The sequence below is a fragment of the Stenotrophomonas sp. LM091 genome (assembly GCF_001806305.1).
Classification (GTDB): Bacteria; Pseudomonadota; Gammaproteobacteria; order Xanthomonadales; family Xanthomonadaceae; genus Stenotrophomonas; species Stenotrophomonas bentonitica_A.
The window spans coordinates 1,220,927-1,246,130 of record NZ_CP017483.1 but is presented as its reverse complement, the minus strand read 5'-3'; the positions used below and the strand labels follow the sequence as shown (position 1 = coordinate 1,246,130).

19 protein-coding genes are annotated in these 25,204 nt (G+C 66.8%); 8 read left to right on the top strand and 11 right to left on the bottom strand.

Annotated elements, in window-relative coordinates; genetic code table 11:
• The first annotated feature begins 2 nt into the window (after positions 1 to 2).
• Entirely contained in the window at positions 3 to 1,325 is a 1,323-nt protein-coding gene (locus BIZ42_RS05470) for a HAMP domain-containing sensor histidine kinase (RefSeq protein WP_172838036.1), read from the top strand.
• A 58-nt stretch (positions 1,326 to 1,383) separates the two neighbouring features.
• Here BIZ42_RS05470 and coaE read toward each other — a convergent pair whose 3' ends face one another.
• Genes coaE through BIZ42_RS05455 form a run of 3 tightly spaced genes read right to left on the bottom strand, consistent with a single transcriptional unit; the run spans position 1,384 to position 4,136 of the window.
• Positions 1,384 to 1,995, bottom strand: coding sequence for a dephospho-CoA kinase (gene coaE, locus BIZ42_RS05465; protein ID WP_070425793.1), 612 nt, complete (start codon positions 1,993 to 1,995; stop codon positions 1,384 to 1,386).
• A 10-nt stretch (positions 1,996 to 2,005) separates the two neighbouring features.
• The gene (locus tag BIZ42_RS05460; RefSeq protein WP_046273837.1) at positions 2,006 to 2,869 is read right to left on the bottom strand and encodes an A24 family peptidase; all 864 of its coding nucleotides are present in this window, start codon (positions 2,867 to 2,869) and stop codon (positions 2,006 to 2,008) included.
• 7 nt (positions 2,870 to 2,876) lie between these two features.
• Positions 2,877 to 4,136: a type II secretion system F family protein gene (locus BIZ42_RS05455; protein ID WP_070427451.1), complete on the bottom strand. Its 1,260-nt coding sequence runs from the start codon at positions 4,134 to 4,136 to the stop codon at positions 2,877 to 2,879.
• Between the two features lie 361 nt (positions 4,137 to 4,497).
• On the opposite strand from BIZ42_RS05455, the gene BIZ42_RS19975 reads away from it, so the two are divergent.
• Positions 4,498 to 4,875 carry a prepilin-type N-terminal cleavage/methylation domain-containing protein gene (locus BIZ42_RS19975; RefSeq protein WP_070425792.1) on the top strand — a complete coding sequence of 126 codons (378 nt, stop codon included), beginning with the start codon at positions 4,498 to 4,500 and terminating at the stop codon, positions 4,873 to 4,875.
• Positions 4,876 to 5,011: 136 nt separating this feature from the next.
• Positions 5,012 to 6,742 carry a type IV-A pilus assembly ATPase PilB gene (pilB, locus tag BIZ42_RS05445; RefSeq protein WP_019183939.1) on the top strand — a complete coding sequence of 577 codons (1,731 nt, stop codon included), beginning with the start codon at positions 5,012 to 5,014 and terminating at the stop codon, positions 6,740 to 6,742.
• 92 nt (positions 6,743 to 6,834) lie between these two features.
• On the opposite strand, the gene BIZ42_RS05440 is transcribed toward pilB, so the two are convergent.
• Both BIZ42_RS05440 and BIZ42_RS05435 read right to left on the bottom strand, forming a co-directional pair.
• A complete protein-coding gene (locus tag BIZ42_RS05440) occupies positions 6,835 to 8,220 on the bottom strand; it encodes a sigma-54 dependent transcriptional regulator (protein WP_046273839.1) in 1,386 nt (461 codons plus the stop codon).
• A gap of 70 nt (positions 8,221 to 8,290) precedes the next feature.
• Entirely contained in the window at positions 8,291 to 9,904 is a 1,614-nt protein-coding gene (locus BIZ42_RS05435) for an ATP-binding protein (protein WP_070425791.1), read from the bottom strand.
• A 333-nt stretch (positions 9,905 to 10,237) separates the two neighbouring features.
• Here BIZ42_RS05435 and sucC point away from each other — a divergent pair, with 333 nt between their 5' ends.
• The 3 genes from sucC (at position 10,238) to BIZ42_RS05420 (ending at position 14,276) form a co-directional block, all read left to right on the top strand.
• Positions 10,238 to 11,407 (top strand): ADP-forming succinate--CoA ligase subunit beta, encoded by a 1,170-nt coding sequence (gene sucC / locus BIZ42_RS05430; protein ID WP_070425790.1) that lies wholly within the window; start codon positions 10,238 to 10,240, stop codon positions 11,405 to 11,407.
• A 21-nt stretch (positions 11,408 to 11,428) separates the two neighbouring features.
• Positions 11,429 to 12,304 carry a succinate--CoA ligase subunit alpha gene (gene sucD / locus BIZ42_RS05425; protein WP_019183943.1) on the top strand — a complete coding sequence of 292 codons (876 nt, stop codon included), beginning with the start codon at positions 11,429 to 11,431 and terminating at the stop codon, positions 12,302 to 12,304.
• Between the two features lie 337 nt (positions 12,305 to 12,641).
• Entirely contained in the window at positions 12,642 to 14,276 is a 1,635-nt protein-coding gene (locus tag BIZ42_RS05420; protein ID WP_019183944.1) for an NAD+ synthase, read from the top strand.
• Between the two features lie 26 nt (positions 14,277 to 14,302).
• Here the strand turns inward: BIZ42_RS05420 and BIZ42_RS05415 are convergent, their stop codons facing one another.
• On the bottom strand, positions 14,303 to 15,514 hold the full coding sequence (locus BIZ42_RS05415) for a lipase family protein (RefSeq protein WP_070425789.1): 1,212 nt from the start codon (positions 15,512 to 15,514) through the stop codon (positions 14,303 to 14,305).
• Between the two features lie 140 nt (positions 15,515 to 15,654).
• The gene (locus BIZ42_RS05410; RefSeq protein ID WP_026069896.1) at positions 15,655 to 16,539 is read right to left on the bottom strand and encodes an outer membrane protein assembly factor BamD; all 885 of its coding nucleotides are present in this window, start codon (positions 16,537 to 16,539) and stop codon (positions 15,655 to 15,657) included.
• Between the two features lie 116 nt (positions 16,540 to 16,655).
• Here BIZ42_RS05410 and rluD point away from each other — a divergent pair, with 116 nt between their 5' ends.
• Both rluD and pgeF read left to right on the top strand, forming a co-directional pair.
• Entirely contained in the window at positions 16,656 to 17,651 is a 996-nt protein-coding gene (rluD, locus tag BIZ42_RS05405; protein ID WP_019183947.1) for a 23S rRNA pseudouridine(1911/1915/1917) synthase RluD, read from the top strand.
• A complete protein-coding gene (pgeF, locus tag BIZ42_RS05400; protein ID WP_070425788.1) occupies positions 17,651 to 18,430 on the top strand; it encodes a peptidoglycan editing factor PgeF in 780 nt (259 codons plus the stop codon). The genes rluD and pgeF overlap by 1 nt, the downstream gene beginning before the upstream one ends.
• Positions 18,431 to 18,501: 71 nt before the next feature.
• On the opposite strand, the gene otsA is transcribed toward pgeF, so the two are convergent.
• The 4 genes from otsA to BIZ42_RS05380 all read right to left on the bottom strand — a co-directional run bounded on the left by otsA (position 18,502) and on the right by BIZ42_RS05380 (position 25,112).
• Entirely contained in the window at positions 18,502 to 19,866 is a 1,365-nt protein-coding gene (gene otsA, locus BIZ42_RS05395; RefSeq protein WP_019183949.1) for an alpha,alpha-trehalose-phosphate synthase (UDP-forming), read from the bottom strand.
• Positions 19,863 to 21,644: a glycoside hydrolase family 15 protein gene (locus BIZ42_RS05390; RefSeq protein WP_019183950.1), complete on the bottom strand. Its 1,782-nt coding sequence runs from the start codon at positions 21,642 to 21,644 to the stop codon at positions 19,863 to 19,865. The genes otsA and BIZ42_RS05390 overlap by 4 nt, the downstream gene beginning before the upstream one ends.
• An 86-nt stretch (positions 21,645 to 21,730) precedes the next feature.
• Positions 21,731 to 22,489, bottom strand: a complete 759-nt coding sequence (otsB, locus tag BIZ42_RS05385) for a trehalose-phosphatase (protein WP_070427450.1) — start codon at positions 22,487 to 22,489, stop codon at positions 21,731 to 21,733.
• Between the two features lie 172 nt (positions 22,490 to 22,661).
• Positions 22,662 to 25,112, bottom strand: a complete 2,451-nt coding sequence (locus BIZ42_RS05380) for a TonB-dependent receptor (protein ID WP_070425787.1) — start codon at positions 25,110 to 25,112, stop codon at positions 22,662 to 22,664.
• Between the last annotated feature and the right edge of the window lie 92 nt (positions 25,113 to 25,204).

Genomic DNA, 25,204 nt, shown 5'->3' with positions numbered 1-25,204 from the left:
CGGTGACGGGGAAGGGGGAGCGTCGCCGCGCGCCATACCGGCGGCGGCTGCGCAGCCGCATCATCGTCTCGTTCGTGCTGTTGGGCTTCTGCCTGACCACGCTGTTTGCGTTTGCCACCAACTGGGCGCGGGCCCGGGTGGAGAACCAGCTCGTCGAAGACGTGATGAACCGCAACATCGATGAGTTCGCGCGCCGGTTCTACGAGAGCCCGGGGCGCAATCCCGCCGTCCCCGTGCAGCAGATCCGTGCTTTCGCCTATCCAAGCGACAAGTTCGACCGCGTGCGCGAAGAGCGTCCTGAGTGGGCGGCGTTTGCCACAGGCAACTACAAGCTCAGCGGCGTGGACGAGCACAACGAACCGTTCTCCTACAAGCTGGCCGTCCGCAAAGCGCCGGATGCATGGTTCTTCCTCGCCTATGACATGACCGAGAGCATCCGCGGCGAGGAGCAGCTCAAGCGCGCGCTGTTCTTCTCCGTGCTGGTGTTCAGCGCCCTGTCCCTGGTGCTGGGCTGGTGGTCCGCCTCCAAGGTGATGAAGCCGGTCTCCGATCTGGCCGCCCGCCTGCGTGCGTATCGCGGTGGCACCAGTGAGCCCGAACCGCTGGCACCGCGCTTCCCGGACGATGAAGTGGGCCAGCTGGCCCAAGCGCTGGATGACTACTCCGCGCGGCTGACCGAAGTAGTGCAGCGCGACCGCGAGTTCAACGCGGACGTCAGCCATGAGCTGCGCACGCCGCTGGCCGTGATCCGCGGTGCTACGGAGCTGCTGTTGACCCGCCCGGATCTCGATCCCAAGGTGTTGCAGCGCCTGCAGCGCATCCAGCGCGCCGAGCAGCAATGTACCGATCTGATTGGCGCGCTGCTGCTGCTCTCGCGCAACGAGCGCGGGCAGGGCAGCAGCAATGTCGCGCGGGTCTCCGAGCAGCTGCTGGATTCGCACCGTGCCCAGCTCGGCGGCAAGCCGCTCGAACTGATCCTGGAAGGCAACCACGATCTGGTGATCGATGCACCGGAATCGGCGCTCTCGGTCGCGTTGGGCAACCTGATCGGCAATGCCGTGAAGTATTCGAAGGAAGGCGCGGTGCGCGTGCGGGTGGGCAACAACGCGGTCGAGGTGATCGACAGCGGCCCCGGCCTGAGCGAGGAAGATGCCGCCAAGCTGTTCCAGCGCGGCTACCGCGGCACGCATGCGGGTCATTCGCAGGGTGGGGGTATCGGCCTGTCCATCGTCAGCCGCCTGTGCGATCTCTACGGCTGGCAGGTCAACGTGCGGCCAGGCGCCGGGCGCGGCGTCATCGCCACGCTGACCTTCTCCCCCGCCTGAAACGGTAGAGCCGACCGTTGGTCGGCTCCCCCACGGATGTTGGTCGGCTCCTGTCGGTCTACCGCGCCGCCAACTCCCGATAGGCCCGATCCAGCCGCTCCACATGTGCCTGCAGGTGGTCCGGGTGCCCATCATTGACCACCACGTCGTCGGCCAGCGCCAGGCGCGCCTCGCGGCTGGCCTGGGCGGCAATCATCCGATCGGCCAGCGCGGCATCGATGCCGTCGCGCTGCATCAGCCGCGCGTGCTGCACGGCCACCGGCACGTCCACTACCAGGATGCGGTCCAGCCAGGGGTACTGCTGGCGGCCGCCAGCCTCGGTGAGCAGGGGAATGGCGGCAATCGCGTACGGTCCCTCGGCCTGCTCGCAGGTCTCGCGCAGCAGCTGGCGGATCGCCGGGTGGGTGATCGCCTCCAGCGCCTGGCGCGCCTGCGCCGAATCGAAGATGCGGGCTCGCAGCGCGGCACGGTCCAGCTGGCCGTCGGCCTGCAGGATGGTGTCTCCGAAGTGGGCGGCGATCCGCGCCAACCCCTCGCTGCCCGGCGCCACCACCGCGCGTGCGGCCAGGTCGGCGTCGGCCACGGTGATGCCCAGCGCCTCGAAGCGGCGGCTGACCTCGCTCTTGCCGGCGGCAATGCCGCCGGTCAGCCCGATCACGAAGCGGCTCATCGCGCGGCCCTCAACGCAGGCCGGCGTAGCTCAGGTAGCCGTTGATCAACGGCTCGCCCCACATGAAGACGATCCAGCCGGCAATGGCCAGATAGGGCCCGAACGGAATCGGCGTGGCCCGGTCGCGGCCGCGCGAGTACAGCCAGATCGAGCCGACGATGGCGCCCACGATGGACGACAGCAGGATGATCGGCAGGATGCCCTTGAGCCCACACCAGGCGCCCAGCGCGGCCAGCAGCTTGAAATCGCCGTGGCCCATGCCTTCCTTGCCGGTGAGCTGCTTGAACAGCCACCACACCGACCACAGCGACAGATACCCCGCCAAGGCACCCAGCAGGGCCGGTTTGGCGGGCATGTACAGGTTGTCGCTGGCCGCGATCAGGCCCAGCCACATCAGGGGCAGGGTCAATTGATCCGGTAACAGCTGGGTGCGCAGGTCGATACCCGACAGCGCCACCAGGAAGCAGCTCAGTACGATCGCGCCGAAGCCCTGCCAGCCGAACCCGAACTGCCAGACGCTGGCGGCCACCAGCACGGCGGTCAGCAGCTCCACCAGCGGGTACTGGATCGAGATCGGGGCATGGCAATGGCGACACTTGCCGCGCAGGACCAGCCAGCTGAACAGCGGGATGTTCTCGTACCAGGACAGCTTGTGCTTGCAGTGCGGGCAGTGCGAGGGCTCCACCACGATGCCCGGTGGTGGTGGCTCGTAGATGTCCGGCTCTTCCAGCACTTCGCGCGCATCGCGCTTCCACTCCCACTCCAGCCGCTTGGGCAGGCGCAGGATGACGACGTTGAGGAAGCTGCCAAGGAGCAGCCCCAGCCCGACCGCGGCGGGGTAGCCGAGGCCGGGATGCTGGTCGAGAAATGCCATTTATTGATTATCCAACCACGGAGGCGAGTTTGAAGATGGGCAGGTACATGCCGACCACCATACCGCCGACGACCACACCGATGAAGACCATGATCATCGGTTCGAGCAGGCTGCTCAAGGCATCGACCGCATTGTTGACCTCCTGCTCGAAGTACTCGGCCACCTTGAACAGCATGGTGTCCAGGGCGCCGGCCTCTTCGCCGATGGCGGTCATCTGCACCACCATGTGCGGGAAGATGTTGACCTGCTTCATGGCCATGTTGACCGGGTAGCCGACCGAGACATCGTCACGCATGCGCAGCACGGCTTCCTCGTAGACCTTGTTGCCGGTGGCGCCGGCCACGATGCCCAGCGCCTCCACCAGCGGCACGCCGGCCTTGAAGGTCACCGCCGTGGTCCGGGCGAACCGGGCGATCGAGCTGTTGTGCATGATCTGGCCGATCACCGGCACCTTCAGGATGAAGCGGTCCATGCCGTGCTGCATGGAGGGCGAGCGTTTGTAGGCGAAGAAGAACCCCACGACCGCGCCGATGACGATGAAGAGGATCAACCACCACCACGCCACCATGAAGCGCGACGCCGCCACGATCAGCTGGGTGAAGGCGGGCAGGTCCGCACCGAAGCTCTTGAACACGTCTTCGAACTGCGGCACCACGAAAATCAGCAGGACCGCGCTGACGATCAGCGCCACTGCGATGACCATGGTCGGGTAGAACAGGGCCTTCTTGATCTTGCCCTTCAGGGCCTCGATGTTCTCTTTGTAGTTGGCCACCGTGTCGAGCACGGTTTCCAGCACACCGGCGCCTTCGCCGGCCCGGACCAGGTTGCGGTAGAGCTCGTCGAACTGCACCGGGTGCTTGCTGATCGCCTCGTACAGCGAGGAGCCGCCCTCGATATCGGTGCGGATGCTCTCCACCATCTTGCGCATGCGTGGGTTCTTATGTCCCGTGCCGATGATCTCCAGCGAGCTGACGATCGGCACGCCGGACTTCATCATGATCGCCATCTGGCGGCTGAAGAAGGCGATGTCCTTGGTGCTGATCGCACTGCCGGCGGCCCCGAACAGGGGCTTGGGTTTGGGCTTGACGACGTTGGGCGTGATGCCCTGGCGGCGCAGTTCGGCGCGCAGCAGGTTCGCATTCTTGGCCGGCGTCTCGCCTTTCATCTTGACGCCGCGTTTGTCGGTCCCCACCCAGACAAACGGTTGCAGCTCCATGGTGTTGCGGACCACGGGCTCTTTCTTGATCGCACTACGGCTGACAGACATTTTCTGGCTCCCCAGCCACGCCATCCCCAGGCGGGCTATCTCGCGGCATGGTAGCCGGTTCCGTTGGCGCTGGGCAGTCCTTCGGGGTGCCCCGAAGCGATGGGCTGGCGGGACCGGGTGGGTCAGAAGGTGACGCAGCCGGTCACATTGCCGGGTCCGTCGCAATTTGTTGTGCGGGGGGTTCCAATCCGGAGGATTGCTGCCATCATTGCGCCGGGGAATGCTGGGGAGCATTGCCGACCCAGTTGGCATGCAACCTGCTTCGATCCACCCGCACAGGGCGCCCGCCCCGCTCAACCGGCTTGCCGGCATGGCGACGGCCCAGTGCCCTACACCTTATCTATCTCTAGGGGATGTACACATGAAGAACCAGAAGGGCTTTACCCTGATCGAACTGATGATCGTCGTGGCGATCATCGCGATCCTGGCCGCCATCGCGCTGCCGCAGTACCGCAACTACACCGCCAAGTCGAAGGTCACCCAGGCCATCGGCAATGTTGCTGGTGAGAAGATCAAGGTCGCTGAGAACCATAGCGCCGAGCGTGATCTGTGCACCAACGTCAATGAGGACATCTGTGATGCTGGCACGCTGACCGGTACCTCGAATGATGAAGGCACCGAGATTACGCTGGTTCCGGATATCGACGAAACCGGCGTTAATCCGATTGCTTGGGCTTGCACTGTGACCAAGTCAGCCGTCTACGAAGGCAAGGAATGCGATAAGCTCGAGGCGCCGTAAGGGATTCGGCACCGCGTATCGCGATGTGATCGCTACGTGACCCTGAGATGCCCGCGAGTAATCGCGGGCATTTTTATTTGCGACCATCGAGGTTGCTGTGTTGCTACTCTAGATCCGACCTGATCGAGCCCACCCCATGAACACTGTCGCCGCCACCGCCAACCTCGTCGGCATCACCGGCATCGCCCGCCGCCTGGTCCAGGACGGCGCGCTGGACGAGGCCGCCGCCCGCACCGCCATGGCCGACGCCACCGCCGCCCGGCAGCCGCTGCCGCAGTGGTTCGCGGAGAAGAAGCTCGTCACCGCCGCACAGCTGGCGGCCGCCAACGCGCTGGAGTTCGGCATGCCGCTGCTGGACGTGTCCGCGTTCGACAGCAGCCACAACGCCATGAAGCTGGTGAGCGAGGAGTTGCTGCGCAAGCACCACGTGCTGCCACTGTTCAAGCGCGGTGGCAGGCTGTTCGTGGGCACCAGCAACCCGACCCATTCGCTGGATGAGATCAAGTTCCACACCAACCTGGTGGTCGAGCCGATCCTGGTGGACGAGGAACAGATCCGCCGCACGCTGGAGCAGTGGCAGACCAGCCAGGACACCCTGGGCTCGGCGCTGGGCGGCGGCGACGATGACATGGGCGACCTGGATGTCTCGGCCGGCGACGAGGAAGGCGGTACCACCGATGCGGGGATCGACGCCAAGGGCGATGACACCCCGGTCGTCAAATTCATCAACAAGGTCCTGATCGACGCCATCCGAAAGGGCGCCTCGGACATCCATTTCGAACCCTACGAAGACGACTATCGCGTGCGCCTGCGCATCGATGGTCTGCTCAAGAACGTGGCCAAGGCCCCGGTCAAGCTCAACCAGCGCATCGCCGCGCGCCTGAAGGTGATGGCGCAGCTGGATATCGCCGAGAAGCGCGTGCCGCAGGATGGGCGCATCAAGCTCAACCTCTCCAAGACCCGCCAGATCGACTTCCGCGTCAGCACGCTGCCGACCCTGTTCGGCGAGAAGGTGGTGCTGCGTATCCTCGATGGCAGCGCTGCCAAACTGGGCATCGACAAGCTCGGGTATGAGCCGGCGCAGCAGAAACTGTTCCTGGATGCGATTCACAAGCCCTACGGCATGGTGCTGGTCACCGGCCCGACCGGCTCGGGCAAGACGGTGTCGCTGTATACCGCGCTGGGCATCCTCAACGATGAGACGCGCAACATTTCCACCGCCGAAGATCCGGTGGAAATCCGCCTGCCCGGCGTCAACCAGGTGCAGCAGAACGTCAAGCGCGGCATGACCTTCGCCGCGGCGCTGCGCTCGTTCCTGCGCCAGGATCCGGACATCATCATGGTCGGCGAAATCCGCGATCTGGAAACGGCCGAGATTGCGATCAAGGCGGCGCAGACGGGCCACATGGTGCTCTCCACGCTGCATACCAACGATGCGCCGCAGACCATCGCGCGCCTGATGAACATGGGTATCGCGCCGTACAACATCACCAGCTCGGTGACCCTGGTGATCGCCCAGCGCCTGGCGCGCCGGCTGTGCAACCACTGCAAGCGCCCGGTGGAGCTGCCGGCCAACGCGCTGCTGGCCGAGGGCTTCACCCAGGCCCAGCTGGACGCGGGCATCAAGCTGTTCGAGCCGGTCGGCTGCGATGAGTGCACCGAAGGCTACAAGGGCCGTACCGGTATCTACCAGGTGATGCCGATGACCGACGAGATCTCCACGATCGTGCTGGCCGGTGGCAATGCGCTGCAGATCGCCGAGGCCGCGCAGCAGGCCGGGGTGAACGATCTGCGCCAGTCCGCGTTGGCCAAGGCCGCCGCCGGGGTGACCGGTCTGGCGGAGATCAACCGGGTCACCAAGGATTGATCAGCGCGGTTGGCTGATACGGAAAGGCCCGCGCAAGCGGGCCTTTCTGGTTCTGGGCTGGTGGATGCTGGGCCGCCACCCATGGGGTGGCGCTACTCCATGCCGAGCTTTTTCAGCTTGTAGCGCAGCGCGCGGAAGGTGATGCCCAGCTGGGCCGCGGTGCGGGTCTTGTTCCAGCGGTTTTCTTCCAGCGCCTTCTGGATCGCGGTGCGCTCCATCTGCTCGATGTAGGAGGGCAGGGCGCCATTGCCGGCCGGCAGGTCGACCACGGCTTCTTCCTGGGTGGCGGGCGCGCTGCCGGCCCCGAAGCGCGGCGCGTGCTGGGGCAGGCGCAGGTCGCTGGCACCGATGCGGTCTTCCTCGGCAAGCGCCAGGGCACGCTCGAGGATGTTCTCCAGTTCGCGCACGTTGCCGGGGAAGTGGTACTGGGCCAGGGCGTCCAGCGCCGAGGGCGCCAGCAGCGGGGTCGGGCGGCCGTGGGTCCGGGCCAGCCGGGCCAGGATCGAGGCGGCCAGCGCGGGCAGGTCGCTGCGGCGTTCGCGCAGTGGCGGCACGCGCAGTTCGATCACGTTGATGCGGTAGTACAGGTCGTGGCGGAACCGCCCATCTTCGACCAGTTCGCCCAGGTCCTTGTGCGTGGCCGAGAGGATGCGCACGTCCACCGGCACCTCGGTGGCGGCGCCGACCGGACGGATCGATTTCTCCTGGATCGCGCGCAGCAGCTTGACCTGCATCTGCAGCGGCAGTTCGGCCACTTCATCCAGGAACAGGGTGCCGCCATGCGCCGCCTGGAACAAGCCAGGTTTGTCGGCATGCGCGCCGCTGAAGCTGCCCTTCTTGTGGCCGAAGAACTCACTTTCCATCAGTTCCGACGGAATGGCGCCGCAGTTGACCGGCACGAAGGCGCCGGGCGCGCGGGCGCTCTGCGCGTGGATCGTGCGTGCGACCAGTTCCTTGCCGACGCCGGATTCGCCAAGGATGTAGACCGGCGCCTGGCTGCGCGCGACCTTGCCGATGGTGGCGCGCAGCACATCCATCGAAGGTGAGTCGCCGAGCAGGCGTGCGGCCTGTTCCGGCGCGAGCGGTGCGGGGGCGGGGCGCTCGGTGTTGTTGAGTTCCAGCGCGTGCTTGACCAGGCCGCGCAGCACCGAGATGTCGACCGGCTTGCTGACGAAATCGAAGGCGCCGGCCTTCAGGGCTTCCACCGCCAGGTCCATGCTGCCGAAGGCGGTGATCATCGCCACCGGCGTGCGCGGGTAGTGCTGCGCGATCTCGGTGACCAGCTCGATGCCGTTGCCGTCGGGCAGGCGCATGTCGGTGATGCACAGGTCGTACGGGTTGCTGGCCAGCAGTTCACGGGCTTCGGCGAGGTTGGCCGCGGTGCTGATGCGCAGGCCCATGCGGCCCAGGGTCAGTACCAGCAGTTCGCGGATGTCACGCTCGTCATCGACGACGAGGGCGCTGCGGGTGTCATTCATAAGGAGGGAAGATAGCCGAGGGCGGTCATTGGCGACAAATGTTTGACGGAGGCGACCAGGTATGCGCCGCTCATCCGGCCATCATCGTGTGCGGGCCGGCCAGCACGAGCCGGAAACAGGCGCCACCGGCAGGCACCGAGACGTACTCCAGCCGTGCCTGGTTGGCGCGGCACAGCTCGCGGGCGATATACAGGCCCAGCCCGGTGCCGTGCTCGGAGGTGGTGAAGAAGGGACGGAACAACTGGCTGGCGACCGTCTCGGGAATGCCCGGGCCACGGTCCATCACATCGATGATGGCGGTGCGCTCCTGGCGCGCCACGCGCAGCCGCACGCGCGCCGGCTCATCGGCCACGCGGCCGTACTTGAGCGCGTTGTGGACCAGCACGGTGAGGATCTGGTGCAGGTGGCGCGGGTCGACCAGCGCGTGCACCGAGGTCTCGCTGATGATCGGTTCCACGCTGTCGGTTTCCAGCGACAGGCCCTGCTTGTACTCCAGTACGAAGCGGCGCACGAACGCGGCCAGGTCCACGTTCTCCGGGTTGGCGCGTTCGCGCCGTGCCAGCCCGAGCACGCTTTCGACGATGCCGTTGGTGCGCTGGCATTGCTGGTTGATGATCTGCAGCAGGCGGCGGTCGGTGTCGCCGATATCGGTGGATTCTTCCAGCAGCTGCGCGGCGTAGTTGATCGCCGCCAGCGGGTTGCGGATCTCATGGGCCAGGCTGGCCGAGAACCGTCCCATCGCCGAGAGGGTCAAGGACTCGGCACGCCGCGAGACCACGGTGGAGTCATCCAGGAACACCAGGGTGAGGTCGCTGCCGGCCAGCAGGCGGGCGAAGCGTGGCTGCACTTCGGGTTGGTCCGGCGAGAGCTGCAGGGGCATCTCTTCATTGGTCCAGCCATTGCGCCAGCGCAGCAGCCGGCGGCTCAGCTCGGGCGCGGCGCTGCCCAGTTCCAGCCGGCCGCTGCCACTGTTGCCGTCGGCATCGCCGAGCAGGGTGGAGGCCGCTTCGTTGGCCAGCGTGATGCGATTGGCCCCGTCCACCACGATCACGCCGGTGCGCATGCGACGGATGATCAGTTCGTTGATCTGGAACAGGTTGGCCACTTCATCGCCGCGCTGGTTGGCCAGTTGCTGGTTCATGCGGGCGCGGTTGCCGACCTGGTAACTGATGAAGGCGATGGCCAGGTAGCTGGTGACGAACATGGCCAGTTCGGCCAGCGTGCGGGTCGGGTCGCCGCCTTCGATCTGTTTCCAGAGATACTCGCCGGCGGTGGCGGCACTGGCGGCCGCGGCCAGGCCCAGCCCCATGCTCAATGGGAGCAGCGTCGCGGCGGCGGCGATATTGAACAGCAACGACATCGAGATGCCCGCGCTGGCCCCGGGCAGGGCATGGGCGAGCAGGGTGGCGGCGATGATGTCGGCGGCCACGCTCCACACCACGATGGTGCGCAGCCAGCGCTCGTTGCGGCCGAACAGCAGCACCAGCACGGCCACCGCCAGATAGCCGCTGGCCACGAACGTCGCCAGCCGGGGGTGGTCGGCGGTTCCCACCAGGCCGCTCAGCGGGCTGAACAGCAGCGCGCCGATGACGGTGGCCATCAGCAGGCGGTACAGCGCGAAGAAATACAGCTCGCGCCGCGGTATCGATTCGATGCGGTCGATCAATGAAGCACTGGGTGACACGCCGGAACTCCCCTTCTGGCATGGGGGCAGTGTAGGGGGTCCGGCCGGGTTTGGGGGCCGGTGGCCGGGGCGGGGTGTGTGAAGGCCGGACCGCGTGCGGGTGCCCGCACGCTGCGCGGGCGTGCCGCGGGCGACCCGGGTGGCTGTTTCCGGCACCTGCCGCAACTGTCTGAAATTGCGCCGGAAACGGTGCCTGGCCGGTGTGTTGCCACTGACTTCTTTGCGCCTGCGCGCCGGGTCGTCCACAATAGTGGGCCCGCCGCGGTCCTTACCGGCGCCCCCGTGAGGGAGCCTTGGAGATGCGTGCGGTCGTTCCTATTCCCACGGTGACGCATGAATTTCCACGAATACCAGTCAAAACAGCTGCTTGCCGAGTACGGCATTCCCGTTCCGGCCGGCAAGGTCGCGGCTACCCCGGACGAAGCGGTTGACGCTGCCAACGCCCTGGGCCAGGGCCCCTGGATGGTCAAGGCGCAGATCCACGCTGGCGGCCGCGGCAAGGCTGGCGGCGTCAAGTTCTGCAAGACCACCGACGACGTGAAGGCCGCTGCGGCCAAGATGCTCGGCACCAAGATGGCCACCTACCAGACCGCCGGCGTTGAACTGCCGGTCAACCTGGTGCTGGTGACCACCGCTGGCGAGATCGTCAAGGAACTGTACCTGTCGGTGCTGGTTGACCGTGGCACCAAGACCATCACCTACATCGCCTCTTCGGAAGGCGGCGTGGAGATCGAGCAGGTCGCTGCTGAAACCCCGGAGCTGATCCACTCGCTCAACGTTGATTTCGTTGAAGGCGTGCAGGGTTACCACGGGCGTGATTTCGGCTTCAAGCTGGGCCTGACCGCCAAGCAGGCCGGCCAGTTCGCCAACATCATGGTGAACCTGTACAAGCTGTTCAACGAAAAGGACCTGGCCCTGGTTGAAATCAACCCGCTGGCCATCCTGGACGACGGCAACCTGTACGCGCTGGACGGCAAGTTCGACAGCGACGACAACGCCGCGTTCCGCCAGAAGGCCCTGGTCGCCATGCGCGACAAGACCCAGGAAGATCCGACCGAAGTGATCGCTTCGGAGCTGGACATCAACTACGTCACCATGGACGGCAACATCGGCTGCATGGTCAACGGCGCCGGCCTGGCCATGGCCACCATGGACGTCATCAAGCTCAACGGCGGCGAGCCGGCGAACTTCCTGGACGTGGGCGGCGGTGCCAACAAGCAGCGCGTCATCGAAGCCTTCAAGCTGATCCTGTCCTCGGACAAGGTCGAAGGCATCTTCGTCAACATCTTCGGCGGCATCGTCCGCTGCGACATGATTGCCGAAGGCATCATCGCCGCTGTGAAGGAAGTGGGCGTCAAGGTTCCGGTCGTGGTGCGCCTGGAAGGCACCAACGTGGAAGAAGGCAAGCAGCTGCTGCGTGACAGCGGCATGGCCATCATCCCGGCTGACAACATCAACGATGGCGCCAAGAAGATCGTTGAAGCTGTCAAGAACGCCGCCTGATCCCGACACCAAGGAATTCCCATGTCTGTTTTGATTAACAAGAACACCAAGGTGATCGTGCAGGGCTTCACCGGCCAGCAGGGCACCTTCCACGCCACTCAGATGATCGAGTACGGCACCCAGGTTGTTGGCGGCGTGACCCCCGGCAAGGGCGGCACCACCCACATCGACCTGCCGGTCTTCAACACCGTTGCCGACGCCGTGCAGAGCACCGGCGCGAACGCCTCGGTCATCTACGTGCCGCCGCCGTACGCGGCTGATGCGATCCTGGAAGCCGCTGCTGCCGGCATCCAGGTCATCGTGTGCATCACCGAAGGCATCCCGGTGCTGGACATGCTGCGCGTCAAGAACGTGCTGACCCGTTCGCATCCGGACACCGTGCTGATCGGGCCGAACTGCCCGGGCGTCATCACCCCGGGTGAGTGCAAGATCGGCATCATGCCGGGCCACATCCACCAGCCGGGCAAGATCGGCATCGTGTCGCGTTCGGGCACCCTGACCTATGAAGCGGTCAAGCAGACCACCGAAGTCGGCCTGGGCCAGTCCACCTGCATCGGCATCGGTGGTGATCCGATCAACGGCCTGAACTTCGTCGACTGCCTGAAGCTGTTCAACGAAGATCCGCAGACCGAAGGCATCATCATGGTCGGCGAAATCGGCGGTGACGCTGAAGAAGCCGGTGCCGAGTACATCAAGAACCACGTGAAGAAGCCGGTCGTCGGTTTCATCGCGGGCGCCTCGGCTCCGGCCGGCAAGCGCATGGGCCACGCCGGTGCGATCGCATCGGGCGGCAAGGGCACCGCCGAAGGCAAGTTCGCCGCCATGGAAGCTGCTGGCGTCGTGACCGTCCGTTCGCCGGGCGACCTGGGCGCTGCCATCGCCAAGCTGGTGAAATAAAACGCCGGCCGCACCGCGGCCGACGCGTAGGTAGAGCTGACCGTTGGTCAGCCGCCGGTAGAGCCGACCGTTGGTCAGCCGCCGGTAGAGCCGACCGTTGGTCAGCCGCCGGTAGAGCCGACCGTTGGTCGGCTGCATCAAACAGAAAGGCCGCCTCCGGGCGGCCTTTCTGCGTTCAAGGCGACACCCGGACCGATAGGTCCCCACGGTTGTTCGGTACGCACGCCACGTAGTCCCGGCCGCTGGCCGGCGCCGCATCGTGCTGCCGCCGAATGCGTGGTTGCCGGCCAGCGGCCGGCACTACAATGAGCGCAGTACACCTACAGGCTGGAACCCCATGACGTCGCTCCGCATTGCCCTGGCGCAGTTCGATTTCCCGGTTGGCGCGGTGGCGCAGAACACCGACAACATCATCGCGATGATCGCCGAGGCGCGCGATGAGTACGGTGCCGAGCTGGTGGTGTTCCCCGAGCTGGCGATCAGCGGCTACCCGCCGGAGGATCTGCTGCTGCGCCCGGGCTTCCTGTACGACTGCCAGCAGGCGCTGGAGCGCATCGCGGCGGCCACCACGGGGATCGCCGCCGTGGTCGGTTGGCCCCAGGCAGCCGGCGCGGTGGTCTACAACGCGGCCAGCGTGCTGCGCGACGGCAAGGTCGAACACACCTACCGCAAGCGCGAGCTGCCCAACTACGCGGTGTTCGATGAGCGCCGTTATTTCGATGTCGACCCGGACGGCGGCAGCTGCGTGTTCGAGCTGAAGGGCGTGCCGGTCGGCGTGCTGGTCTGCGAAGACCTGTGGTTCGCCGAACCGCTGGCAGACACCGTCCGTGCCGGCGCGCAGCTGGTGGTGGTGCCCAATGCCTCCCCCTACGAGCGCGGCAAGCACGCCCAGCGTGACGCGCTGCTGGCCGAGCGTACCCGTGAGAGTGGGGCCGCGATCGCCTACCTCAACGTGGTGGGCGGCCAGGACGCGCTGGTGTTCGATGGCGCCTCGGTGGTCGCCGATGGGGATGGCACGGTGCACCCGGCTGCCGCGGCCTTCACCGACCAGTGGCTGGTCGTGGATTACGACGCGGGTGCGCGCCGCTTCCTGCCGCGCGAGTGGATCGACGACGGCGACGAGAGCATGGATGCGCTGGCCTGGCGTGCGGTGACCCGCGGTATCCAGGATTACTGCCGCAAGAACGGTTTCAAGAAGGTCTGGCTGGGCCTGTCCGGCGGCATCGATTCGGCGCTGGTGCTGGCGATGGCGGTGGACGCGCTGGGCGCGGCCAACGTCACCGCGGTGCGGCTGCCGTCGCGCTACACGGCGGACATGTCCAACGACCTGGCGGCCGAACAGTGCCGCGCGCTGGGCGTGACGCTGGAAGCGGTCTCGATCGAGCCGGTGTTCGAAGGCCTGATGGCCGCGCTGGGCCCGATGTTCGAGGGGCAGGCGGCGGATGTGACCGAAGAGAACCTGCAGTCGCGCAGCCGCGGCGTGATCCTGATGGCGCTGTCCAACAAGTTCGGCGGGCTGCTGCTGACCACCGGCAACAAGAGCGAGTATGCGGTCGGCTACGCCACCATCTACGGCGACATGTGCGGTGGCTATGCGCCGCTGAAGGACCTGTACAAGACCGAGGTGTTCGGCCTGTCCAAGTGGCGCAACACCGTAGGCGGTGCGCCGGTGATCCCACCGGCGGTGATTTCCCGCCCGCCCTCGGCCGAGCTGCGCGCCAACCAGACCGACCAGGATTCGCTGCCGGCCTATGACGTGCTGGACGGCATCCTGTACCGCTACGTGGACCAGGAGCAGTCACGCGAGGAGATCGTGGCCGCCGGCTACGCCGCCGAGGTGGTGGACCGTGTGCTGCGCCTGGTGCGCACCAGCGAGTGGAAGCGCCACCAGGCAGCCCCGGGGCCGAAGGTCTCGCGCCGGGCGTTCGGGCGTGAGCGGCGGTACCCGATCAGTAACGGGTACAAGGGCTGAGCTGCCTGGCGAGGAGCGATTGCCGGCTACGGTGACGTATCCAGCAACGCTTCCAGTGCGGTGATTTCTTCCAACGCGTCGTAGGCCGGCGCGCCGGCCTCCAGGCGCGCGCGCACGAAGGCGAGGCCATCGGCTGCCGCTGCGTCCAGCGTGCCGCGGTGATCGACCGGGTAGGCGCGGAACGCGACCGGTTCCCCGCGCAGCGCCAGGCCAGCGGCATACAGAAGCGTGGTGACATAGGGCACATCGCGGTCCTGGCGCCCGTGGCCGAGCATCAATGGCTGGCTGAAGCCGCGCCGTGGCACGCCCAGATAATCGTGCAGCAGCGTCCAGATGCCAGGCACGGTGTACAGCGGCGCGCTGAACATCTCGCCGGTATTGGCGCCTTCCAGCAGCGTGCTCAGGGCACCCAGGCAGTGCTGGCGGGCCAGCGCGACGCGTGCGCGCCCGTGTTCGGACAGTACCTGGTCGATGTGTGGCGCAAGCTGCAGCAGACCGTCCAGCAGGTAGGCGTGGTACGCATTGAGCGCGCCGGGATTGGCTGTGAGGTTGTCAGGTTTCATCACCAGTGCGGTCAGTTCCACGGCAGTGGGGGTGCCGGTGGTGAAACTACCCCGGTACTCCAGCGACGGGCCGCCGTAGCCAGGCCCGATATGGCCGGCGGCGAGCGCGGCCGCCCCTCCCTGGGAGTGGCCCACCGAGACCCAGCGCGGGGCGAGGGTCGCCGGGCCGAGGTACTGACGGCTGGCCTTGATCATGTCGATGGTGTTGCGCGCAGCGGTCCCGACGTGGAGATAAGCATGCTCGCCGGGGCTGCCCAGCCCCTGGTAGTCCGCGGCTGCCACGGCGTAGCCCCGGGCCAGGAACTGGTCGAGGAAGCGGCCATCGCGCTCGGGCTGGAAGGGACCGGAAACCGATGGCGCACAGTGATCGGCAACGCCCTGGGTGCCATGCGCCCAGGAGACGACCGGCCAGCCACCGGGGGGTGCAGTGCCCGCTGGGAGGTACAGAAGCCCCGTGCCCTGGGCCAGGTGGCCGTGGTGGTCGGGCGTGCGATAGCTCAGCTTGTAGGCGTGGGCGGCACGGGAAGGCACCCAACTGGCCTGATAGGACTCGGCCGAGATGAGATCGCCTGCCTGCGACGGCGCAGTGGAACCGGCTGCACCGGCGGCGAGGCCGAGGGTGGCGGAGACGAACACGAGGGATGCGGCGCGCAGATGGACGATCTTGAGCATCATGCAGACTCCTTGCGGGCGGGTGTGGCCGTGAGGTGTCAGTCTGAATAGCGCGGATCGTTGGCGCTGAGATGCCAGTCCCAAAAGGAGCGGCTTGGGAAACGTCCCTTGACGGAAAAGGCCCCTTTCGGGGCCTTTTTTTCTTACTTGCGATTCATCGTGGCGTTGCGTTCACCGGTACTGGCGGACTTCTCGCCGGCAAACGGGTTCAGCTTGCGGACCATCCACGGGTACTTCGGCCAGTTGCCCTGCAGCCACGGGTGGTCGGGCTGGTTCAGCTCGAGGACGCGGCGGGCATCGTCGGCCAGGGTCTTGTTGCCCAGGCGGGTGTAGGCCTCGCCCAGCGCGGCCACGGCGTCGTACTGGAACGCGCTCTGCGGGTAGTTTTCCAGCAGGAAGTTGGCGCGGCCGGCGGCCGAGACGTAGGCCTCGCGGCGCAGGTAGTACAGGGCGTTGTCCAGCTCGTACTGGGCGAACACGTCGCGCAGGGCGATCATCCGCTGGCGCGCATCGGCGGCGTAGCGGCTGTTGGGGTAGCGCTCGGTGACGATGGTGAAATCGGCATAGGCCTGGCGCGGGCTCGACAGGTCGCGGCGGCTCGGGTCCAGCGACCAGACGCGGCGCAGGAAGACCGTGTCGCGGTTGCCATTGGCCAGGCCGCGCAGGTAGTACATGTAGGCGATGTTGCGGTGGGTCGGGTAGGTACGGATGAAGCGGTCCACGCTGGACACCGCGTCATCGTGCTTGCCGGCCTTGTACTGCGCGTAGGCGCTTTCGATCATGGCCTGCTCGGTGTACGGGCCATACGGGTACTGGGCTACCAGGCGGCGGAAGCTGGCTTCGGCGCCGCTCCAGTTCCCCCCTTCCATGAGCTTGTGGCTCTTCTCATAGAGCGTTTCGACCGGCAGGCCTTCATCCGGATTCTTGCCCTTGGTGCCGCGGTGACAGCCGGTGGCGACGAAGAGCAGCACCAGCATCAGGGCGGCGAGGCGGACGGGCGCGGACAGCATAACGGAGCGTCGGATCATGGGGTCAGGGCGGGACGCGGCTGGAATACGAAGGGTCGATGATAGCCTAGTGGCCTGTCCCGCGACTGAAACTGGTCGGCCGGACCCCAAAATTGTCCCTATTGCGGTGTTCCCCCATGTCCGATACCCCTGCTGATTCCGATTCCCCCCGCCAGGCCATCGTGCCCGATACCGCCGCCGGCCGGCGTTTCGACGCGGTCCTGGCCGAGCTGTTCCCCGAATTCTCCCGGTCCAAGCTGACCGAGTGGATCAAGTCCGGGGACGTCCTGCTGGACGGCGACACCGTGCGCGGGCGCGACCCGGTGCGCGGCGGCGAGGTGGCCAGCCTGCATGTCGTGCTCGACACCCAGACCCATGCCGAGCCGGAGGACATCCCGCTGGAGGTCCTGTACGAGGACGAGCACGTGTTCGTGATCAACAAGCCGGTCGGCCTGGTGGTCCATCCCGGCGCGGGCAACCCGACCGGTACTCTGGTCAATGCGCTGCTGTTCCGCGATCCCTCGCTGTCGGTGCTACCGCGCGCGGGCATCGTGCACCGCCTGGACAAGGACACCAGCGGCGTGATGGTGATCGCCCGCACGATCCAGGCGCAGACCGCACTGGTGGAGCAGCTCTCCGCCCGTGAAGTGCACCGCCAGTACCTGGCCGTGGTGGTGGGTGCGCTGGTCTCCGGCGGCACCGCGACCGCCGGCATCGACCGCCACCCGCGCGACCGCATCCGCATGGCCGTGCGCGAAGACGGCAAGGAAGCGATCACGCACTACCGCCTGCGCGAGCGTTTCCGTGCGCACACCGCGCTGGAGTGCCGCCTGGAAACCGGCCGTACTCACCAGATCCGCGTGCACATGGCGCACCTGCGTCACCCGATCATCGGCGATCAGCTGTATGGCGGTGCGCTGAAGCTGCCCAAGGGCGCCAGCGATGAACTGGTCGCCGAGCTGCGCGGCTTCAAGCGCCAGGCGCTGCACGCTGAAACGCTGGAGTTCGTGCACCCGATCACCGGTGAGAAGATCACCAACAGCGCGCCGCCGCCGGCTGACATGCAGGCCCTGCTGCACGCCCTGCGCGAAGACAGCAAGCGCTTCGCCGAGCAGGAACGCAACCGCCGCTGATGGACGCCACCGTGCCCGTGCTGCGCGCCGACTGGCAGGCCCCGACCGGGGTCCATGCGCTGACCACCCTGCGTTTCGGCGCGGGCGGTTCGGTGGCGCCGTTCGACCAGTTCAACATGGGCAACCGGTACTCGGCCGATGGCGACGACCCGGCGCAGGTGCAGCGCAACCGTGACCTGCTGGTGCCCGGGCTGGGCCTGCCCTCGGCGCCGCATTGGCTGCGCCAGGTGCATGGCACCGGCGTGCGACGCTTCACCGCGCCGCCGACGGCCACGGGTGTGGAGGCTGAACCGACTGCCGATGCCGCCGTGACCTCGGTGCCGGGCGTGGTGCTGGCGATTCTCACCGCCGACTGCCTGCCGGTGGTGTTCGCCGCGCGCGATGGCGGTGAGATCGGCGCCGCCCATGCCGGGTGGCGCGGGCTGGCCGATGGGATGCTGGAGGCCACCGTGGCCGCCCTGCAGACCCCGCCCGCGCAGCTGCAGGCGTGGCTGGGGCCGGCCGCCGGGCCGGCGCTGTACGAGATCGGCGAGGACGTGTTCGAGGCCTTCGTGGAGCGCGACGAGCGCGCTGCGGCGGCATTCGTGGCGACACGGCCGGGGCACTGGAAGGTCGACCTGTACGCGTTGGCCCGCCGGCGCCTGCAGGCCGCCGGGCTGGACCCGGCCAGAATCAGTGGCGGGCAGTACTGCACGCTGGCCGATCCGCAGCGGTTCTACTCGCACCGGCGCGACCGCCGCACCGGGCGCATGGCGACCCTGGCGTGGATCGCGCCGTGACCGTCTGAACGATCGTGACGAGCCGGCCAGCGGCCGGCACTACCGTACGCGCGTCCCGTAGCCCGGCGACGTCACCCTTCCAGGGCTTGAAGATACGTCTGCCGCCAATGATTGATGTCGTAGGTGCGCAGGTGGTCCATCATCGCCTGCCAGCGCTCCACGCGCTTCTTCAGCGGCATCGTCGCGGCCGTGGCGATCGCATCGGCCACGCCATCGAGGTCATGTGGATTGACCAGCAGTGCCTGCTTGAGTTCATCGGCAGCGCCGGCCAGCAGTGACAGCACCAGTACGCCCGGATTCTCCGGATCCTGCGAGGCGACGTATTCCTTGGCGACCAGGTTCATGCCGTCGCGCAACGGGGTCACCAGGCCCACCGCCGCCGCCCGGTAGAAGCCGGTCAGGGTGGCATGGGTGAAGTTCTGGTTGACGTAGCGCAGCGGGGTCCAGTCCGGCGCGGCATGCCCGCCGTTGATGTGCCCGGCGATCTGTTCCAGCTGGCCGCGCAGCTGCCGGTACTCGGTGACATCGCCACGGGATACCGGGGCGATCTGCAGATACGTGAGCGAGCCATGCTGGTCCGGGTGGCGTTCCAGATAGCGCTCGAAGCCCTGGAAGCGTTCGGGCAGGCCCTTGGAGTAGTCCAGCCGGTCCACGCCGATCGCCAGCTGGCGATTGCGCAGGCTGCCGCGCAGGTCCTTGACCGCTGGCTTGTTCGCCCCGGCCTTGGCCTGCCGCGCGATGAACTCGGTATCGATGCCGATCGGGAAGGCCGCGGCGCGGAAGCGTCGGCCGCCGGGTGCTTCCAGCTCGCCATCGGGCAGCACCCGGCCGCCACCGAACAGGCGCACGTAGGACTGGAAACGGTCCGCATCGCGCTGGGTCTGGAAGCCGACCAGGTCATAGGCGTACAGGCTGGAGAACAACCGCAGGTGGTCGGGCATGGCCTGCAGCAGGTCCGCCGAGGGCATCGGCACATGCAGGAAGAAGCCGATCCGGCAGCCGATGCCACGCTCGCGCAGCAGCGAGGCGAGCGGGATCAGGTGGTAATCGTGGATCCAGACGATGTCGTCTTCGCGCAGCAGCGGGGCGAGCTTCTCGGCGAACAGCGCGTTGACCCGGCGGTACGTTTCGCGCGTCCCGCGGTCGTAGTCGACCAGGTCCAGCCGGAAGTGCAGCAATGGCCACAGCGTGCGATTGGCGAAGCCGTTGTAGTAGCCGTCCACATCGCGCTTGTTGAGGTCCATGGTGACGTAGCGGATGTCACCGTCCACCTGCTCATGCAGCGTGCCGCTGTTGTCGCGTACCGACTTGCCGCTCCAGCCGAACCACAGCCCGCCACGTTCCTTGAGCGCGGCGAGCAGGCCGACCGCCAGGCCGCCGGCGCGGGATTCACCGGGAACGGCGACCCGGTTGGACACGACGACCAGGCGGCTCATGATGCCTCCTGCCAGCTGCGCGACAGGCGCATGGCGGCGGTGATCAGGCCCACGTGCGAATAGGTCTGCGGGAAGTTGCCCCAGGCCTCGCCATTGTCGAAGGCCAGGTCTTCGGAGAGCAGGCCCAGGTGATTGCGGCGCTCCAGCAGCATCTCGAACATCTCGCGCGCTTCGTCCAGGCGACCGATCGCGGCAAGCGCATCGATGTACCAGAAGGTGCAGATGGTGAAGCTGGTTTCCGGTTCGCCGAAGTCATCCGGTGCCACGTAACGGTACAGCGCGTTGCCATGTTTGAGATCGCGGCCGATCGCCTCGACGGTGGCGACAAAGCGTGCGTCGGTGGCATCGATGAACCCGATGTCGGCCAGCAGCAGCAACGAGGCATCCAGGCGGTGGCCACCGAAGGTATCAGTGAAGTGCCCGAGCGCTTCGCTCCACGAGTCGCGCATGATCCGCGCATGGATGATGTCGGCTCGCTCGCGCCAGTAGGTGGCGCGGTCATCCAGCTTCAGCCGCACCGCGATCTTGCACAGGCGGTCGCAGGCGGCCCAGCACATCGCGCTGGTGTAGGTATGCACTTCGGTGCGGCCACGGAACTCCCACAGCCCGGCATCGGGCACGTCATGCAGGGTGAAGGCCTGCTCGCCGAGCGGCTCCAGCCGCGCGAAGGTGTGTGCATCGCCCGGGTCCTGCAGGCGGCGATCGAAGAACAGCTGCGTGGAGGCGAGCACCACGCTGCCATAGACATCGTGCTGGCGCTGCACCCAGGCCAGGTTGCCGCGACGCACCGGCCCCATGCCGCGGTAGCCGGACAGCGAGGGGACTTCGCTTTCTTCCAGCTTGGCCTCGAAGCTGATGCCGTACAGTGGCTGCAGGCTGCCATCGGCGGTGGCCAGGTTGAAGATGTAGCCCAGGAACTGCTCCATCGTGCGCGTGGCGCCGAGGCGGTTGAGCGTACGCACCACGAAGGCGGCATCGCGCAACCAGCAATAGCGGTAATCCCAGTTGCGGATGCTGCCGGGCGCTTCGGGAATGGAGGTCGTCATCGCGGCGATGATCGCGCCGCTGTCTTCGTACTGGCACAGTTTCAGGGTGATCGCGCTGCGGATCACCGCGTCCTGCCATTCCAGCGGGATGGACAGATAGCGCACCCATTCGCGCCAGTAGTCGCGCGTGCGCTGGAAGGACTCCTGTACGTAGCCGCTGAGCGAACGGTTGAGCGACTCGTCCACGCCCAGTACCAGGTGCACCGGGTGGTTGAGCACGAACGGCAGGCCGTCGCGCACGAAGCGCAGCGGCACATCCGTGGTCAGGCGCAGCACGTGGTCGGGCAGCACCCAGCGGATGTGGTTGCTGCCCCAGGTCGAATCGGGAACACGCGCGCCCCAGTCGGCTAGTGGCCGGGCGCGCACGATGATGCGCGGGTTGCCGGACAGCGGGCGGACCTGGCGGATCAGGCTGACCGGCCGGTAGAAGCGGTCGTTCTGGCGCCAGCGCGGCGCGAAATCGATGATTTCCAGCGCGCCGCCATGCTTGTCGCGCAGCACGGTGCGCAGGATGGCGGTGTTGGTCAGGTAGCTCTGTTCGCTCTCGACCATGTCCTCCAGCTCGATGCCGAAGTCACCGCCCTGTTGTTGATTGGGGCCAAGCAGGGCGCAGAAGGTGGGGTCGCCGTCGAAGGTCGGCAGGCAGCTCCAGACGACGCGCGCGTGCTTGTCGATCAGCGCGCCGAAGCTGCCATTGCCGACCACGCCCAGATTCAGATCGGGTTCGCTCATGATGCAGGAAGTCTCGTGTCATGCCGCGGCGGCACACCGGTGGGGGAGACCTGCGCGCGGCGTCAGGGGGCCTTGGGGTCAAGGCATCAGTAGGCATTCTCGCGAAGCCAGGCGTGGACGCTGCGTATCGTCGGCAGCGAGAACACCGCATCGCTCGGCTCGCGCGCACCGACCAGCACGCTCCAGCCATGCAGATCATTGGCTGCGCCGAAGCCGAATTCATCGGTGAGGTCATCGCCGACGAACACCGGCATGCGATCACGGAACGGCGGCTGCAGCATCAGCTGCCGCATCGCACGCCCCTTGTCGCTGCCTTCAGGCAGGAATTCGATCACATGGTCGCCGGGCTGCAGCCGGTAGCCGCCATGCCCGCGGATATGCCGTTCGGCAAACGCACGCACGTCATTGGCGGCATGCGGAGCACCACGCCAATGCAGGGCCAGGCTGCGGCCCTTGTCTTCAACGAGCACGCCGGGATAGCCATGCGCGAACCGCATCGCCTGCTGGTGCAGGGCGTGCAGCCACTCACTGGTATCGGCGGAGGGATCGCTGCTCTGCGCGCGCTGCTCGTGGTTGCGCAGCTCATGGCCATGCAGGCCGGCGGCGGGCAGGCTCAGGGGAGCGAAGAGTTTGTCCAGCTGGGCCAGCGGCCGGCCGCTGATCAGCGCGACCGCGCCATCCAGGCGGTCGCTGATGCGCCCGATCGCTTCACGCACATCCGGCAGCAGCGCGACCGACTCGGGGTCGTCCGCGAATTCGATAAGGGTGCCATCCACGTCCAGGAACAGCGCACAGGCATCGTCCAGCAGCGGCGGCGGCGGACGTTGGGGGAAGTCGTTGGCCATGGTGACCAACATGCCAGCGTGGATGTGATTGCCAGGTCATGGCATCACCCCATGCCGCCTCCCCGTTCACCACCGGTAGAGCCGGTTGGTCGGCTGCAGCAACCCGGTAGAGCCGACCGTCGGTCGGCTGCACCAAACCCGGTAGAGCCGACCGTTGGTCGGCTGCACCCCGTCAGAACGTATACCGCACGCGCCCGTAGTAATACGCACCATTGCTACCGATCGGTGACAGCACGTCATACGGCAGGTTGCCGAAGTAGTAGATATCGTCGTTGGACAGATCCGAGTAGTTGTCGGTCAGGTTCTGCCCGCCCAGCGCCACGCTCCACTGCGGGGTGATCTTGTATTCCACCTCGGCATCCAGCTGCCACTCGGCCCCGTAGGTCTGGCGCGGAATATAGCCATCACCGAAGTTGAACACGCGGGTGACGCTGCCATAGCGGCTCAGGCGGCTGCTCAGCGACCAGCGATCATCGGCCCAGCTGGCGGCCAGCGCGGCGCGGGTGCGCGGGGTCGCATCGGTCAGCGTATTGGTCTCTTCCACGCCGAACAGCACGTAGTCCGGATCCAGCGCGAGCAGGCCCGGCGGGGTGGCGAGCACGTTCTTCAGCGTGGTCTTGGTGTAGGCGTAGGTGCCGGTCAGCACCAGCTCGCCATCGCCCAGCGACTGCCGCCAGTTGCTCACCAGTTCCGCGCCGCGGGTGCGGGTATCGGCGGCGTTGACGAAGAAGCTGGCGCTCTGCAGGCCGGCCACGCCGAACTGCTGCTGCACGTAGTCGGTCAGCGCATCACCGGTGATGCTTTCCGACAGTGCGATGCGGTCATCGATGTCGATCTGGAAGAAGTCCAGCGAGACATCGAAGTGCTCGCCGATACGGCTGGTGAAACCCAGGCTGGTGTTGAGCGACTTCTCCGGCTTCAGGTCGGTGGCGCCCAGGCCACGCGCGATCGGATTGTTCACCGACAGCACGCGGCCCTGCACCAGCTGGCCGGCCGCGTTGTAGCCGGTGGACGTGGATTCGTAGCCGATCTGCGCCAGCGACGGGGCACGGAAGTTGTTTGAGATCGCACCGCGCAGCGCGAAGGCCGGCGTGAATTCGTAGCGCAGGCCCAGCTTGCCGGTGAGCTCGCCACCGAAATCATCGCTGTGCTCGTAGCGTGCGGCCAGATCGCTTGAGAAATGCTCACCGAACTGGCTGGACAGGCTGGCGTAGGCGCTGGCGACATCGCGCGAGAGCGAGGTCGCATCCTGCGGGGTCAGGCCACCACCGGCCTGCGAGCCGGTCGGGCGATCCGTGAACGAACCCGCGGCATAGCTGGTCGGATCGCCCGGGCGGGTCTGGTAATGGTCGCGGCGCGCTTCCAGGCCCAGGCCAAGGCTGTGGGTGATGCTCTCGCCCTGCGAGAACACACGGCCGAGGTCGACGTTCGCGACCGTCAGCTCATTGCGGTAATCACCGGTCTTGAACCGGGTCGGGCTGGTCGGGCCCAGCGAGGCGTTGAGCGAGTTGCGCAGGCGGTAAGTGAACGTGTTGATGCCGTAATCCAGGCTCGCATCGTAGTTCCACTCGCCCCACTGGCCCTTCGCGCCGGCCACGGCCTGTACGTCGCGGTTTTCGCCCTCGGAGATCGGACGGTAGCCGTTCGTGTAGACCTGCGCCCAGTTGGCGTCGCTGTCCGGGTAGCGGAAGTAGTTCGCGCCTTCGCTGTCGCGCTGGTTGAAGGTGGCGAAGCTGTAGAACGTGGAGGTTTCACCGAACGGCAGCTGCGCGTTGTACCAGGCGTTCAGGTCCTTGGTCTTGCCATCGCCGAGCACGTAGTTGCGCTTGCCCTGCAGGGCAAGGTTGGTCGGGGTCTGGTCCCACGGCGGGATCTGGTCGAAGCCGGCGCGATTGGTGCCTTCGTGATTTTTCAGCTCCAGGCCCACGCGCAGGAAGCCGCCCTCATCACCCAGCCGGGTGCCGACCTTGGCACTGGCGTAGCTGGTCTGGCCGTCGGTGAGGGTGCGGTCGATCGGCTTGAGGTCGGTGTGGTTGGCGCCGAAGCTCGCTTCGAATGCGCCGCCTTCCGGCGCGTCATCCAGGATCACGTTGATCACGCCGGCCACCGCATCGGAGCCGTACAGCGCACCGGCGCCATCGCGCAGCACTTCGATGCGCTTGATCGCGCTGACCGGGATGGCGTTGAAATCGACCGGGGTGGTGCCCTTGCCGATCTTGCTGTCGGTGTTGACCAGGGCGCTGCTGTGGCGGCGCTTGCCGTTGACCAGCACCAGCACCTGATCGGGCGAGAGGCCGCGCAGCTGGGCGGCCCGGATGTGGTCGGCACCGCCGGAGTTGGACTGGCGCGGGAAGTTGAACGAGGGCAGCAGCGCCTGCAGGGCGCTGCCCAGCTCGCCATTGACCACGCCGGCCTTGCGAATGTCCTCGGCGGTGAGCACATCCACCGGCGAGGTGGATTCCAGCACGGTCCGGTCAACGGCACGGGTGCCGGTGACGATCACGGTGTCCAGCGTTTTGGCGGTGTTCGGCGCGTCCTGCGCAAGTACGTCCTGGGCCAGCAGGGGGGAGGAAAGGACGAGCGCGATGGCAAGGCCAAGGCGCGACGCGGACGGACGGGACATGCGGACTCCAGCGGGACGACGAGGGGGAGGGAGGGGCGGGGGAGGGGTGGCGGAAGGAGCCGGCATCGCCGATCCAAGGTCGGCACTACCAA